The sequence below is a fragment of the Pseudonocardia abyssalis genome, assembly GCF_019263705.2.
GTDB lineage: Bacteria > Actinomycetota > Actinomycetes > Mycobacteriales > Pseudonocardiaceae > Pseudonocardia > Pseudonocardia abyssalis.
In genome coordinates, this window is record NZ_JADQDK010000001.1 from 3,728,979 (window position 1) to 3,742,580 (window position 13,602).

Consider the following 13,602-nt stretch of genomic DNA (forward strand, 5'->3'; position numbering starts at 1 on the left):
TCGCTGCTCAGTCGGCCAGCCAGGCCCGGACCTCGGCGTCGTCGGCGCCCAGGGCCGGGGGCGGGCGGCGGTAGGTCGGGGGTGTCGCGGAGTACGTCACGGGGTTGCGGACGCTCGGGACACCGCCCGGGCGCACCACCGGGTCGAGGCCGAGGCGGTCGGCGAGGGCGAGTCCCTCGTCGACGGTCTGGATCGGGCCGCACGGCACCCCGACGGCGGACAGGACGTCGAACCACTCCTGCGCGGACCGGGTGGCCAGGCGCTCCAGCAGCAGTGGCCGCAGCTCCTCGCGGTGGGCGTTGCGGTCGCCCATCGAGCCGAAGCGCGGGTCGTCGAGCAGTTCGGGCGCTCCGATCGCCTCCGCCAGCTTGCGGAACTGCCCGTCGTTGGCCGCGATGACGATCAGCTCGCCGTCGCCGGTGGGCAGCGGCTCGTAGGGGAACAGGCTCAGGTGGGCGTTGCCCAGCCGGCGCGGCGTCGCACCGGCGGCGAGCACCGCCGAGGTGTGGTTGACCAGCCCGGACAGCGCTGCGGACAGCAGGTTCGTCTGCACGAGCTGGCCCACGCCGGTGGCGTCGCGGTGGCGCAGCGCGGCGAGGATCGCGACGGCCGCGTGCAGCCCGGTCATGACGTCGAGCGCGGCGACCCCGGCCCGCAGCGGCGGCCCGTCGGCCTCGCCGGTGACGCTCATCAACCCGGAGACGGCCTGGGCGAGCAGGTCGTAGCCGGGCAGCCCGGAGTCGGGGCCGAACCCGCTGATCGAGGCGTAGACGACGCCGGGGTTCGCGGCGGAGACGGTCGGGTGGTCGAGCCCGAAGCGGGCCAGCCCGCCGGGCTTGAAGTTCTCGACGAGCACGTCGGCGCGGCCCGCGAGGCGCCGGGCGAGCGCGAGGTCGTCGGCGTCGCGCAGGTCGAGGACGATCGAGCGCTTGTTGCGGTTGATCGAGAGGTAGTAGGTGGCCGTGCCGTCGTCGGCGACGGGCGGGGTCCACGTGCGGGTGTCGTCACCCAGCGGCGGGCCCTCCACCTTGATCACCGTGGCGCCGAGGTCGGCGAGCAGCATCGTGGCGTAGGGCCCGGCGAGGATGCGGGAGAAGTCGGCCACGACCACCCCCGCCAGTGGTCCGGTGGGGGCGTCGTCGGCGATCACCGGCCCATTGGATCAGCCGCGGCGCGCGCCTGCTCGGCCCGCTCGGCGAACAGCGCGCGCTCCGGCCCGTTCCGGGTCAGCGCCGCCGCCTCGTCGAAGCTCAGCGCCGCCACCGCGTGCCGCCCGGCCATCGCCAGCAGCTCGCCCCGGACGGCCGGGAGCTGCGGGTAGCCGGCCAGCGCCACCGCGTCGACCGCGTCGAGCAGGGCGAGCCCGGTCCCGGGGCCGACGGCGTGCCCGTGCGCCATCGCCCGGTTGAGCGCGACGACCGGTGACGGCCACGCCGTGGCGAGCACGTCGTAGAGACCGGCGATCCGCGCCCAGTCGGTGTCGGCGGCGGTCGGCGCGGTCGCGTGGCAGGCCGCGATCGCCGCCTGCAGCGTGTACGGGCCGACCGTGCCACCGCCCGCGTCCCGGGCCCGGACGAGCGCGGCGAGGCCGCGCCGGACCAGCAGCCGGTCCCAGCGGCGCCGGTCCTGGTGCTGCAGCAGGACCGGGCGCCCGGTCGCGTCGTGACGGGCCGCAGCGCGGGACTGGGTGAGCTCCAGCAGCGCCGCCAGCCCGTGCGCCTCGGGGTGGTCCGGCACCGACGCCGCCGTCAGCCGGGCCAGCCGCAGCGCCTCCGCGCTGAGCTCGGGGCGCATCCAGTCGTCGCCCGCGGTGGCGCTGTAGCCGTCGTTGAACACCAGGTAGATCACCTCGAGGACGCTCGCGAGCCGCTCGGCGACGTCGGCGGGCCCCGGCATCTCGAAACGGATCCCCTTGTCCCGCAACGCCTTCTTCGCCCGGGAGATCCGCTGACCGGCCACCGGCTCCGGGACGAGGAACGCCCGGGCGATCTCGTCGGTGCGCAGGCCGGTCAGGCAGCGCAGCGTGAGCGCGACGCGGTACTCGCGGTTGAGGGCGGGGTGGCAGGCGGTGAACAGCAGCCGCAGCAGGTCGTCGCCCACCGGGTCGTCGAGTGCGTCGTCGACGGCGTCGCGCTCGTCGAGCGAGGCCGGGGTGGCGCGGCCGATCGTCTCGACGGCCCGGCGGTGCACCGCGGCGCGGCGGAAGCCGTCGACGGCCCGGTGCTTCGCGGTGGTCATCAGCCAGCCGCCCGGGTTGGGCGGGACGCCGGTGACCGGCCACTGCTCCAGTGCCGCGACCAGCGCGTCCTGGGCGAGCTCCTCGGCGGTGCCGGCGTCGCCGGTGAGGCGGGCGAGCCCGGCCACGAGACGACCGGACTCGATCCGCCACACCGCCTCGACGGCGGCCCTCCCGGTGCTCACGCGTCAGTAGTCCTCCGGGCCCATCACCTTCAGCACCCGCGCCTCGCCCTCCCAGCCGGGCCAGAGGTCGTGGTGCAGGGCCATGAACCGGCTGGTCCACTCCACCGCCTCCGCCTTGGTGCGGGTGTCGTAGACGGCGTAGCTGATCATCTCCTTGGACTCCGCGAACGGGCCGTCGGTGACCTGCAGCCCGGCTCCGGCGCCGACGGAGACCTTGGCCCCGGCGAGGCTGGGGGCGAGGCCGGCGTTGTCGATCAGGGCACCGGCACGGGTGGCCGCCTCCCCCAGCGCCATGATCCCGGCCATGAGCTCGGCGGGCGGCGGGGTGGCGGGCTGGACGGCTTCGAGGACGACGAGGTAGCGCATCGGGGTTCCCTCCCGGGGTCGGGTCAGCGGCCGTCGGTGTTCGGCATGACGCGGTAGCGGTGCACGAACACCGCACTGAGCAGGGCGAACACACAGACCACCGCGGCCACGAACACCGGCACGCCCGCGGCTCCGAGCAGGCCCGACGCCATCCCGAGGAAGCCGACGAGGAACGCCGGGCCGACGGCGCGGCACGCGAGAGCGAGGCGGCGGAAGCCCTCACCGGCGAGCCGGCGGGCCAGCACGATCACCGCTGCGGCCAGGCACCCGAACCCGATCGCCCCGGCGAGCAGGTGCACCAGCGCGGGCCCGCTGATCCCGGTGGCCTGCGGGAGGTCGGCCGGGAAGCCGCCCGCCGGGTCGACGCGGAACGCCCCCGCGACGACCAGGCCCACCCCGAACGCCGCGAGCAGACGCGGCGACCAGGTGGCCGCGGGACCGGAGCCCAGCGCGCGGCGCAGGCCGACCGCGGCCGCGACCACCATCAGGCCGGTGACCACGAAGTTCGTGACCTGGATCCAGCCGGGGCCGCCGAGGGCGAGCTGGCTCCAGGCGTGCCGGGAGAGGTCGAAGCCCTCCCGGAGCAGCCCCTGGGTCACCGACGCGAGCACGAAGACCGGGCCGGCGATGACGCCGTAGCCCAGCAGGGACTTGGTGACGCGGTCGGCCGTCAGCTCGTCGGCGGCGGAGGTGGTGCCGCTGCGGGTGGGGATGGTGGCGTTCATGTCGGTCTCCGTCCGTCGGGTGCGTGTACCGACTCCACGAACGACGCCCCTCCGCTTTGCAGTCGCCGGATCAGCGTTTCGCGCGGACCGGGTCGAGGCGGCGCAGCAGCACCGACGTGAGCACCACCAGCACCACCATGATCGCGACGAGCGCGCCCGCCGCGAGCAGCCACTGCTGCGACGTGTGCTCCCACAACGGGTCGGGATCGGCGAGCAGCGCGTTCATGTCGACGGTGGACGAGCCCATCGCGAACGCCCACCGCGACGGCACCAGCCAGGCCAGCTGCTCCAGCACCGGACGGTCGTGCACCGGGAAGATCCCGCCGCTGACGACGAGCTCCAGCATCAGCACGAGCACCAGCAGCGGCATGCCGCGGTCGGCGTTGTCGATCCACGCGGAGATCGCCAGGCCCAGCGCCATCGTCACCACCGTGACCCCGACGACCGCGAGCAGCACCTCCGCGATCGGCGACCCGAGCAGCACGGCCTCGTCGGGCAGGTCGCGCCCGATCAGTGCGAGCAGCGTGAACACCACGGCCTGCAGCCCGGTGATGACGCCGAGCACCAGCAGCTTCGACGTCAGGTAGGCGCCGAGCGACAACCCGATCGCCCGCTCCCGGATGAACACCGGTCTCTCCTTGACCAGCTCCCGGATGGCCGCGGCCAACCCGACCAGCGCCCCGCCGACGACCAGCACGAGCAGCAGCTGCAGCGGTTGGAGGTCGCGGGCGGCGAACGCGGCCGCGACCGACAGCCCCGAGTCGCCGGGGACCAGACGCGCGATCAGCGCGAGGAACAACGGCAGCACGGCCAGCGAGATCGCGTACTGCTTGTCGGAGGCGATGACGGACAGGTAGCGGCGGCACAGCACGGAGAGCTGCGTGCCGAACCGCTGCTGCGGCGGCGCGACCGACGGCGCCGAGCGCGACTCGACCCGCGGCGTGTGCCCGGTGGCCCCGGCGACGTAGCGACGGTGCTGCATCGACTGCCGGAAGCGCATCCCCAGCTGGTCGCCCGGCACGCGTCCGAGCAGCAGGAACATCTCCGCGAAGTCGGGCTGGCCGAAGTACTCCAGGGCCTCCTGCGGCGGGCCGAAGTAGGCGACGTGGCCGCCGGGGGCGAGCACGAGCAGGCGGTCGCACTGGTCGAGGTTGGCGACGCTGTGGGTGACGACGACGACCGTGCGCCCGTCGTCGGCGAGCCCGCGCAGCGTCTGCATCACCGACTTGTCGAGGCCCGGGTCGAGCCCGGACGTCGGCTCGTCGAGGAACAGCAGCGTGGGCTTGGTGAGCAGCTCCAGCGCCACCGACGTGCGCTTGCGCTGCCCGCCCGACAGCGTGTCGATCCGCTGCTTCGCCTGGTTGGTCAGCCCCAGCTCGTGCAGCACCTCGGTGATCCGCCGCTCGCGGTCGGCCCTGGGCACGTCGGCGGGGAAGCGCAGCCGGGCGGCGTAGCGCAGCGCGCGGATCACCGTGAGCTGCGGGTGCAGCACGTCGTCCTGGGGGACGAGGCCGATGCGGTGGCGCAGCTCGTCGTACTCGGCGTAGAGGTCACGGCCCGCGTAGCGGACCTCGCCGACGTCGGCGGGGCGGCTGCCGGTGAGCGCGCGCAGCAGCGTCGACTTGCCGGCGCCGCTGGGGCCCACGACGGCGAGCAGGCTCTTGCCGGCCAGCCCGAACCCGACGTTGCTCAGCAGCGTCTTGCCCTTGTCGGTGACGACGGAGATGTCGCGGACCTCGAACGCGACGTCGCCGGTGTCGACGGCCGCGACGAGTTCGTCGCCCTGCATCTGCAGCAGCGCGTGCCCGATGCCGATGACGTCACGCGGCCCGACCTGGGCCCGCTGCACCCGCATGCCGTTGACGAACGTGCCGTTGCCGGTGCCGAGGTCGGTGATCAGCCAGCCCGGGCCGACGCGACGCAGCTCGGCGTGGTGGCGGGAGACGAGCAGGTCGTCGAGGACGACGTCGTTGTCGGGCAGGCGGCCCACGGTGATCCGCGCGGCCGGGGCGCCCGCCACGCTGTAGCTCATGGTGGCCCCACCGCCCTGCCGGGCGAGCACGCCGCCCGCCGGGACCGGCGCCGGACCGGGGAGGCGGGTCGGCTCCGGCGCCCGACGCGCGGGCGCCCCGACCGGCCGGAACTCCAGCGCCGTGACCGTCGGCGGCGACCCGAGGTGCACCACGGTCGGACCGTTGAGCGCCAACGTCGTGACGCGCCTGCCCTCGGAGTAGGTGCCGTAGCGGGAGTGGTCGGTGAGCGTCCAGCGCCCGTCGGTCAGCTCGACGACGAGGTGCGTGCGCGAGACGTGCTCGCCGGGCAGGTCGAGGTCGGCCGTGGGCCCCCGCCCGATGACGAACGGCCTCCCGGCCGGCACCTGCACCCGGCGACCCTCCGCCACCAGTTCCAGTGACTGCATCGGTCCCCCTGCGTGTCGTGGGCCGCAGATTAACGCGAACCGGCGACAGGCGGACGCGTCAGTTCGGCCACGGTCCCGGTGGGGTCGCTGATCATGGCGTCGTGGCCCGTCGCGAGCTCGCGCCACTCCCATCCCTCGCGCCGCGCGACGGTGTGCGCAGAGGAGATCGCCGGGTAGGGCGGATCGGTGCAGCAGACGTAGGTGACGGGCAGGCCGGCGCCGAGCGGGGTACCCAGCGGGAACGGCTCGGTGTAGGTGCGCAGCGGGTGCGGGGTGAGGCGGCGGGCCACCCACGCCTCGTCGTCGGGGTCGCCCAGCCCGAACACCGACGCGGGCGGCGGCGGGTACGCGAGCCCGCCGGCCGCCGCCGCGGTGCGCTGGGCGACCGCCTCGGGCGGCAGGCCGTCGAAGCCGGGGTGGCCCGGGTCGACGAGCACGCCGTCGAGGATCACCAGGCGCCGCAACCGCTGCCGGGCGCGATCCGCCACCGCGAGGACCACGAGCGCCCCGAAGCTGTGCCCGACCAGCACGACGTCGCTCAGCTCCTCGCACTCCAGCACGCCGACGACGTCGCGGACCAGCGTCTCCGGACCGGTGTCGGCGCTGAGCAGGTGCGCGCGCTCGCCGAAGCCGGTGAGCGTCGGCGTGAACACCTCGTGCCCCTGCTCCCGCAGCAGCCGCGCGACCCGCGACCAGCACCACCCGCCGTGACATGCCCCGTGCACGAGGACGAACGTGTCTCCCACGGGGCGAGTCTGACGGCTACCGTCGAGTACATGGCACTGGCGATCACCGACGACCACCGGACGCTGGCCGAGGTGGCCCGCTCCGCCCTCTCGGGGCAGCGGGCGGCGGCCCGTGCCCTGCTCGACTCCCCCGACGAGGCACTCCCCGCGATCTGGAAGGAGCTGGCCGCGCTCGGCTGGCTCGGGCTCGCCGTGCCCGAGGAGTACGGGGGCGAGGGTGCGGGGCTGCCGGAACTGGCCGTCGTGCTCGAGGAACTGGGGCGGGTCGTCGCGCCCGGGCCGTTCCTGCCGACGGTGCTCGCGTCGGCCGTGCTCGCCGAGGCGGGCACGCCGGAGTTGCGCGCGTCGCTGCTCCCGGGGCTCGCCGACGGGTCACGGATCGGCGCGGTCGGTCTCGGCGGGTCGGTCACGCACGACGGCACCACGGCCTCCGGCGACGCCGGGCTGGTGCTGGGCGGCGGGCTCGCCGAGATGTTCCTGCTGGTCGCGGGCGACGACGTCGTGGTCGTCGACGCCGTGACGAGGTCCGTGCCGGACGCCCTGCTCGACCGCACCCGGCGCGGCGCACTGATCACCCTGGAGAACTCCCCCGTACTCGGCGTGCTCCCCGGTGGCGCCGCGGTGACCCGACGGCTCACCCGGGTCCTCGCCGCCGCCGAGGCCGCGGGGATCGCCACCGCCTGCCTGGAGACCTCGGTCGCCTACGTCAAGGAGCGCAAGCAGTTCGGGCGCACCGTCGGCACGTTCCAGGCCGTCAAGCACAAGGCCGCCGACCTCCTCGTCGACGCCGAGATCGCCGTCGCCGCCGCGTGGGACGCCTCGCGCGCCCCCGCCGGCACCCCCGACGCCGAGCTCGCCGCCGCGGTGGCCGCCGCCCGCTCGGTGCCCGGTGCCGTCCGCGCCGCGGAGACGATGATCCAGCTGCACGGCGGGGTCGGCTTCACCTGGGAGCACGACGCCCACCTCTACCTGCGCCGCGCGATCACCCTCGCCGCCGTCGTCGCGCAGACCGGGGACGCGGAGCGCGACGTGGCCGCCCTCGTCCGCGAGCGCGTCACCCGTGCCCCGGACCTGGACCTCCCGCCCGAGGCCGAGTCCCATCGCGCGGCCGCGCGCGAGTTCGTCGCGTCGATCGAGGGGAAGGACGCCGCGGCCCGCCGCGCCGCGCTGGTCCAGGCCGGCTACCTGGTGCCGCACTGGCCGGCTCCGTGGGGCCGCGACGCCTCGGCCACCGAGCAGCTGGTGATCGAGCAGGAGTTCCGCGGCGTCGACCTGCCGAGCCTCGGCATCACCGCCTGGAACATCCAGACGATCATGCAGCACGGCACGCCCGAGCAGCACGAACGCTGGATCCGCGACGCCCTGCTCGGCGTCACCGAGTGGTGCCAGCTGTTCTCCGAGCCCGGTGCCGGGTCGGACGCCGCGGCGATCTCCACCCGTGGCGTGCGCGTCGACGGCGGCTGGCGGGTCACCGGGCAGAAGGTGTGGACGACCCGGGCCCACGAGTCCGACTGGGGATTCGCGACCGTGCGCACCGACTCGTCGGGGGCCAAGCACGCGGGCATCACGATGATGGCGATCGACCTGCGCGCGGAGGGCGTCGACGTCCGGCCGCTGCGCGAGCTGACCGGTGACGCCCTGTTCAACGAGGTGTTCCTCGACGACGTGTTCGTCCCGGACGCCGACGTGGTCGGCGAGGTGGGCCAGGGCTGGCGGGTGGCGCGGGCGACGCTGGGCAACGAGCGTGTCTCGATCGGCGGGGGCGGGGCGGGGACGCTCCCGTTCCGGGCCAAGGACCTGCTGCCGCTGGCCGCCGCGTCGCCCGACCCGCACGTCGCGGAGAAGGAGGTCGGGGCGCTGATCGCCGAGGACCTCGCGAAGCGCCTGCTCCTGCTGCGTCAGGCGGCGCGGGCGGTCGGCGGGACGGAGCCGGGACCGGAGGGCAACCTCAACAAGCTGTTCTCCTCCGAGCACTCCCAGCGCGTCACGAGCCTGGCGGTCCGCCTGGCCGGCACCGCGGCGGTGGCGGGCGGCAACGAGCTGGTGATGCGGTGCTACCTCTGGGCCCGCTGCATCACGATCGCGGGAGGTACGTCGGAGATCGCGCGCAACCAGGTCGCGGAGCGGCTGCTCGGCCTGCCCCGCGACCCGCTGGTCAGCTGACCCGTGCGCGGATGCGTCAGCGCAGTGCGTGTTCCTGGTGGGCCTTCTCGATGAGCTCGCGCAGTCCGGTGTCCTCGCGGACCTCCTGGCCGTGCTTGTCGTCGGGCAGGTCCTTGATCCGCTGCTCGTCGACGGCGAGCAACTCGTAGTTCTTGGCGCGGGTATCGGCGTCGAGCTCGGCGTCGACGGCCTCCCTGGCGTGCTTGCGGGCCGCGGAGGACACGCTCTTGGCCTTGCCCGACGCGCTGAACAGCGACGCGACGACGGTGACGGCCAGTACTCCGATGATGACGACCAGCGAGAGCCCGGTGCTGATCTCGAAGACCGGCAGCGGCTGTCCACCGTTGAGGAACGGCAGGTTGTTCTCGTGCAGCGCGTGCAGGATCAGCTTCACACCGATGAAGCCGAGGATGATCGCGAGGCCGTAGGACAGGTAGACGAGCCGGTCGAGCAGGCCGTCGATCAGGAAGAACAGCTGGCGCAGCCCCATCAGCGAGAACGCGGTGGCCGTGAACACGATGTAGGTGTTCTGGGTCAGGCCGAAGATCGCGGGGATGGAGTCGAGCGCGAACAGCAGGTCGGTGGCGCCGATGGCGACCATCACCAGGAGCATCGGCGTCAGCATGCGCTTGCCGTTCTCGTAGGTGAACATCTTGTCGCCGTCGTAGTGCTCGCTGGTGTGGAAGAACCGCTTGGCCAGCTTCACCATGAAGTTGTCGGTCTGCTCCTCGTCCTCGTCCTCACGGAGCAGGTTCACCGCGGTGACGATGAGGATCGCGCCGAAGATGTAGAACACCCAGGCGAAGGAGTTGATCAGCGCCGCGCCCAGGAAGATGAAGCCGGTACGGGCGAGCAGCGAGAACACGATGCCGAACAGCAGCACCTTCTGCTGGTCGGCGCGCGGCACCGCGAAGCTCGCCATGATGATCAGGAAGACGAAGAGGTTGTCGACGGACAGCGCCTTCTCGGTCACGTAGCCCGCGAAGTACTCGGTGCCCATCGTGGCGCCGCCGAACCACCAGACACCGATCCCGAACAGGATCGCGATCCCCACGTAGATCGACGACCAGATCGCGGCCTCGCGCAGGGTGGGGATGTGCGCCTTGCGCACGTGGAAGACGAAGTCGAACAGCAGCAGGCCGACGATGCCGACGATCGTCAACCCCCACACGAGGGCCGGTACGTCCATGGGTGTTCCTTCACGAGATCGGGTCAAGATAGGAAAGGGCAGTGTGTCGTTTCTCTGTAGTCTGACGCACGTGCCCGCCCCGGTGTTCCCCGAGCGTGGAAGATTCCTTCCATGAGGTCGACCACACGGGCCCCCGGACGCCCCCCGGACCCGGAGCGCGAGGAGGCGATCCTCGATGCCGCGCTGGAGGTACTGGCCGAGGTCGGCTACGACCGACTGACGGTCTCGGCCGTGCACAAACGCGCCCACGCCAGCGCGAAGACGGTGTATCGGCGCTGGTCGGGCAAGGAGGAGCTGATGACGGCGGCGCTGCAGCACGCCGTCACCCGCGCCGGTCACACCCCGGACGAGGTGCCCGACACCGGCACGCTGCGTGGCGACCTGGTCGCCACCCTGCACCGGCCCAGTGCCGCCCCCACCCGCAACCTCGCCCACGGACTGCTCGCCGTCGCGGCCACCAGTGGGGAGCTCGGTGCGCTCGCCCTGGAACTCCTGCGTTCCCAGGAGGCCCGCCTGATGAAGGTGATCCTGGCGCGGGCCCGCGAGCGGGGGGAGACCGGTGACGGCCTCGATCCGATGCTCGTCGCCGACGTCACCCGCGGGATGACCCTGCAGCACCTGCTGCTCACCGACGAGCCGGCCGACGCGGAGTTCGTCGAGACACTGGTCGACCGCGTACTGCTTCCCGTCATCCGGGCGGAATCTGCCCAGGACACCCCAGGCGGTTAGGGTCCCGGACCATGACGAACCTCGCAGCCAACCTGGTGCAGACGGCGGCCGATCACGGCGACCGCCCGGCAGTGCGCCTGGACGACGCCGTCCTGACCTACTCCGACCTGTACTCGGCGGCCGCCGGAGTCGCGGGCATGCTCACGGGGCGCGGAATCAACCCGGGTGACCGCGTCGGCCTGGTCTTCCCCAACGTCCCGGCCTACCCGATCGTGTTCTACGGGGCGCTGCTCGCCGGAGCCACGGTCGTCCCGATGAACCCACTGCTCAAGGCGCGCGAGGTCGAGTACTACCTCACCGACTCCGGCATGTCGCTGGTGTTCGGCTGGGACGGCGGCGGTGACGCGGTCGCCGAGGCCGCGAAGTCCGTCGGCATCGACTCGGTGATCGTCGGCGCGATGGGGCCCTCCGCCGAGCAGATCGGCGACGCGGAGCCCGCCCCCGACGTCGTCGACCGCGCCGACGACGACACCGCGGTGATCCTCTACACCTCGGGCACCACCGGCCAGCCCAAGGGCGCGGAGCTGACCCACCACAACCTCGACACGAACTGCCGCACCACCGTCGACGCGCTGATCCAGATCACGCCGGACGACGTGATCATGGGCTGTCTGCCGCTGTTCCACGTGTTCGGCCTGACCTGCGGGCTCAATGCGTCGGTCGTCACGGGGTCCTGCCTGACCCTGATCCCGCGCTTCGACGCGGGCAAGGCGCTGGAGGTCATCGAGCGCGACAAGGTCACCGTGTTCGAGGGCGTGCCCACGATGTACGCCGGGATCCTGCACCACGAGAACGCGGACTCGGCCGACGTCTCGTCCCTGCGCACCTGCATCTCCGGCGGGTCCGCGATGCCCGTGGAGATCATGAAGTCGTTCGAGGAGAAGCTCGGCTGCGTCATCCTGGAGGGCTACGGCCTGTCCGAGACCTCGCCGGTGGCCTCGTTCAACCAGCCCGGCAAGGAGCGCAAGCCCGGATCCATCGGCTTCGAGGTGCCCGGCTGCGAGATGAAGGTCGTCGACGACGACGGCAACGAGGTCGCCGAGGGTGAGCCCGGCGAGATCGCGATCCGCGGCGAGAACGTCATGAAGGGCTACTGGGGCCGCCCCGAGGCCACGGCCGAGTCGATCCCGGACGGCTGGTTCCGCACCGGCGACGTCGCCACGAAGGACGCCGACGGCTACTACACGATCGTCGACCGCAAGAAGGACCTCATCATCCGCGGCGGGTACAACGTCTACCCGCGCGAGATCGAGGAGGCCCTCTACGAGCACCCGGCTGTCGCCGAGGCCGCCGTCATCGGGATCAAGCATTCCGACCTGGGCGAGGAGGTCGGCGCGGCCGTCTCGTTCAAGTCCGGGGAGTCGGCCGAGCCCGACGAGCTGAAGGCGTTCGTGAAGGAGCGGGTGGCGGCGTACAAGTACCCGCGGCACGTGTGGGTCGTCGAGGAGCTGCCGAAGGGCCCGACCGGCAAGATCCTGCGGCGCGAGGTCGAGGCGCCGGAGGGCACCGGCAGCTGACGCACCGGCTCCTCCACCCCGCGAGTCGCTGTTTCCCCGCCTGCGAGTCGCTGTTTCCCCGCCTGCGAGTCGCTGTATCCCCGCCCGCGAGTCGCTGTATCCCCGCCTGCGAGTCGCTGCGTACCGGCACGACTCGCAGGCCGAGCTACCGCGACCTGCGGGCGGAGTTCTCGCGACTCGCGGGCGGGAATCCCGCGACTCGCGGGGTGGGGTCAGCGGGCCGCGGCTCCGTCGAGGACGGGGATCAGCTGCTCCTCCTCGTAGGCGAGGTGGCGTTCCAGGTCGGTCGCGAGCCGGTCGACCTCCTCGGTCACCCCGGCGCCACCGGCTGCGATCGCCTCCTGCAACCGCGCCACGAGCACTGCGATCTGCTCGTGCTCGTACCGCAGCCGGTCGACGACGGGGGCGAGGTCGGGGCGGGTCAGGTCCAGGAACGGGAACATCGCCGCGTCCTCCCCTCCGTGGTGGTTGCGCAGGCCGGCGCACAGGGTCAGGCAGTTGACGCGGAGCTGCGCCCCCAGCGCCGGGCCCGCGGTGGCCACCTCGCTGCGGATCAGCGCGAGCTCGCGGCGGAACGCGTCGTGGATCAGCCGTAGGGCCGCGCCGGGCGAGTCGGCGGCCACGTTCGGCGGGCCGGTCCGGACGTTGCTCAGCGCGACGACGGGCAACACCCGCGTCGTCGCATCCTGGTAGGCGGCCCATCCGGGGTCGGCCCCGGCCGCGCGGGCGAACACGGAGTCGCGCTCGGCACCGTCGAGGATGGTGGCCTCGGCGGCGTAGGTGAAGACCCCGTCCTCGACGGTGGCGCGGGGGTCGGCACGCAGGTTGTGGAACCACGCCGGGTGGTGCGGCCCTCCCCCTGCCGACCCGATGACGAGCACGCGCTCGCCGCCGTCGGGGAGGTAGCCGAGCGGGACGGTGTGCAGGGCGCCCGTGCGGGCACCGGTGGTGGTGAGCAGGAGCAGGCGGGCTCCCTCGAACCCACCGCCGACCTGTCCGCGGTTCGCGCGGAACTCCTCGATGATCGGCGTATTGAAGGCGTTCGACACACATTCTCGATTCTGTTTCGGGCATGGCGGGATGCCACCGGATCAGCAGGGATACCGCGGCGGTGAAAGGGCGTGGGGGTACGCACGGGAAAGACCCGCGATCAGCGGGGCCGAGTGGGGAAACCACAGCGCGGGTGGCAGGGCCGCAGGTCGGAGCCAGAGGTGGCGCCAGAGGGGTGGAGATTCCGGTGGGCGGGCCACGGGCCCGCCGGGCATTCACGCCCTGGCCGGGTACCCATCTCGTGAACGGCGCAAGGCCGACCCGGCAGTCATGGGGC

Annotated in this window: 11 protein-coding genes; 3 read left to right on the forward strand and 8 right to left on the reverse strand. The window is 73.0% G+C overall.

All coding sequences use genetic code 11. The annotated features are described in order from the left end of the window. Positions 1 to 7: 7 nt before the first annotated feature. The 6 genes from I4I81_RS18100 to I4I81_RS18125 form a co-directional block, all read right to left on the reverse strand. The gene (locus I4I81_RS18100; RefSeq protein ID WP_218601961.1) at positions 8 to 1,147 is read right to left on the reverse strand and encodes a CaiB/BaiF CoA transferase family protein; all 1,140 of its coding nucleotides are present in this window, start codon (positions 1,145 to 1,147) and stop codon (positions 8 to 10) included. Beyond that, positions 1,147 to 2,421 (reverse strand): RNA polymerase sigma factor, encoded by a 1,275-nt coding sequence (locus tag I4I81_RS18105; protein ID WP_218601955.1) that lies wholly within the window; start codon positions 2,419 to 2,421, stop codon positions 1,147 to 1,149. Before I4I81_RS18105 ends, I4I81_RS18100 begins: the two co-directional genes overlap by 1 nt. Before the next feature lie 3 nt (positions 2,422 to 2,424). Further along, entirely contained in the window at positions 2,425 to 2,787 is a 363-nt protein-coding gene (locus tag I4I81_RS18110; RefSeq protein WP_218601956.1) for a YciI family protein, read from the reverse strand. Positions 2,788 to 2,810: 23 nt separating this feature from the next. After that, a complete protein-coding gene (locus tag I4I81_RS18115; RefSeq protein ID WP_218601957.1) occupies positions 2,811 to 3,512 on the reverse strand; it encodes a DUF998 domain-containing protein in 702 nt (233 codons plus the stop codon). A gap of 70 nt (positions 3,513 to 3,582) precedes the next feature. Then, a complete protein-coding gene (locus I4I81_RS18120) occupies positions 3,583 to 5,931 on the reverse strand; it encodes an FHA domain-containing protein (RefSeq protein ID WP_218601958.1) in 2,349 nt (782 codons plus the stop codon). Between the two features lie 29 nt (positions 5,932 to 5,960). After that, the gene (locus tag I4I81_RS18125) at positions 5,961 to 6,677 is read right to left on the reverse strand and encodes an alpha/beta fold hydrolase (protein WP_218601959.1); all 717 of its coding nucleotides are present in this window, start codon (positions 6,675 to 6,677) and stop codon (positions 5,961 to 5,963) included. A 30-nt stretch (positions 6,678 to 6,707) separates the two neighbouring features. Here I4I81_RS18125 and I4I81_RS18130 point away from each other — a divergent pair, with 30 nt between their 5' ends. Next, the gene (locus I4I81_RS18130) at positions 6,708 to 8,840 is read left to right on the forward strand and encodes an acyl-CoA dehydrogenase family protein (RefSeq protein WP_218616206.1); all 2,133 of its coding nucleotides are present in this window, start codon (positions 6,708 to 6,710) and stop codon (positions 8,838 to 8,840) included. Positions 8,841 to 8,856: 16 nt separating this feature from the next. Here the strand turns inward: I4I81_RS18130 and I4I81_RS18135 are convergent, their stop codons facing one another. Beyond that, on the reverse strand, positions 8,857 to 10,029 hold the full coding sequence (locus I4I81_RS18135; RefSeq protein ID WP_218604711.1) for a TerC family protein: 1,173 nt from the start codon (positions 10,027 to 10,029) through the stop codon (positions 8,857 to 8,859). 111 nt (positions 10,030 to 10,140) lie between these two features. On the opposite strand from I4I81_RS18135, the gene I4I81_RS18140 reads away from it, so the two are divergent. Further along, complete coding sequence (locus I4I81_RS18140) at positions 10,141 to 10,758, forward strand: TetR/AcrR family transcriptional regulator (protein ID WP_218604712.1); 618 nt, start codon at positions 10,141 to 10,143, stop codon at positions 10,756 to 10,758. 11 nt (positions 10,759 to 10,769) lie between these two features. Then, a complete protein-coding gene (locus I4I81_RS18145; protein WP_218604713.1) occupies positions 10,770 to 12,275 on the forward strand; it encodes a long-chain-fatty-acid--CoA ligase in 1,506 nt (501 codons plus the stop codon). A 212-nt stretch (positions 12,276 to 12,487) separates the two neighbouring features. Here the strand turns inward: I4I81_RS18145 and I4I81_RS18150 are convergent, their stop codons facing one another. Further along, complete coding sequence (locus tag I4I81_RS18150; protein ID WP_218604714.1) at positions 12,488 to 13,324, reverse strand: nitroreductase/quinone reductase family protein; 837 nt, start codon at positions 13,322 to 13,324, stop codon at positions 12,488 to 12,490. Positions 13,325 to 13,602: the final 278 nt, after the last annotated feature.

Excerpts from the sequence above, each read along its gene's own strand:
- I4I81_RS18120 (WP_218601958.1), bottom strand. The coding sequence starts at position 5,931 with ATGCAGTCACTGGAACTGGTGGCGGAGGGTCGCCGGGTGCAGGTGCCG.
- I4I81_RS18110 (WP_218601956.1), bottom strand. The coding sequence starts at position 2,787 with ATGCGCTACCTCGTCGTCCTCGAAGCCGTCCAGCCCGCCACCCCGCCG.
- I4I81_RS18135 (WP_218604711.1), bottom strand. The coding sequence starts at position 10,029 with ATGGACGTACCGGCCCTCGTGTGGGGGTTGACGATCGTCGGCATCGTC.
- I4I81_RS18130 (WP_218616206.1), top strand. The coding sequence starts at position 6,708 with ATGGCACTGGCGATCACCGACGACCACCGGACGCTGGCCGAGGTGGCC.
- I4I81_RS18145 (WP_218604713.1), top strand. The coding sequence starts at position 10,770 with ATGACGAACCTCGCAGCCAACCTGGTGCAGACGGCGGCCGATCACGGC.
- I4I81_RS18140 (WP_218604712.1), top strand. The coding sequence starts at position 10,141 with ATGAGGTCGACCACACGGGCCCCCGGACGCCCCCCGGACCCGGAGCGC.
- I4I81_RS18115 (WP_218601957.1), bottom strand. The coding sequence starts at position 3,512 with ATGAACGCCACCATCCCCACCCGCAGCGGCACCACCTCCGCCGCCGAC.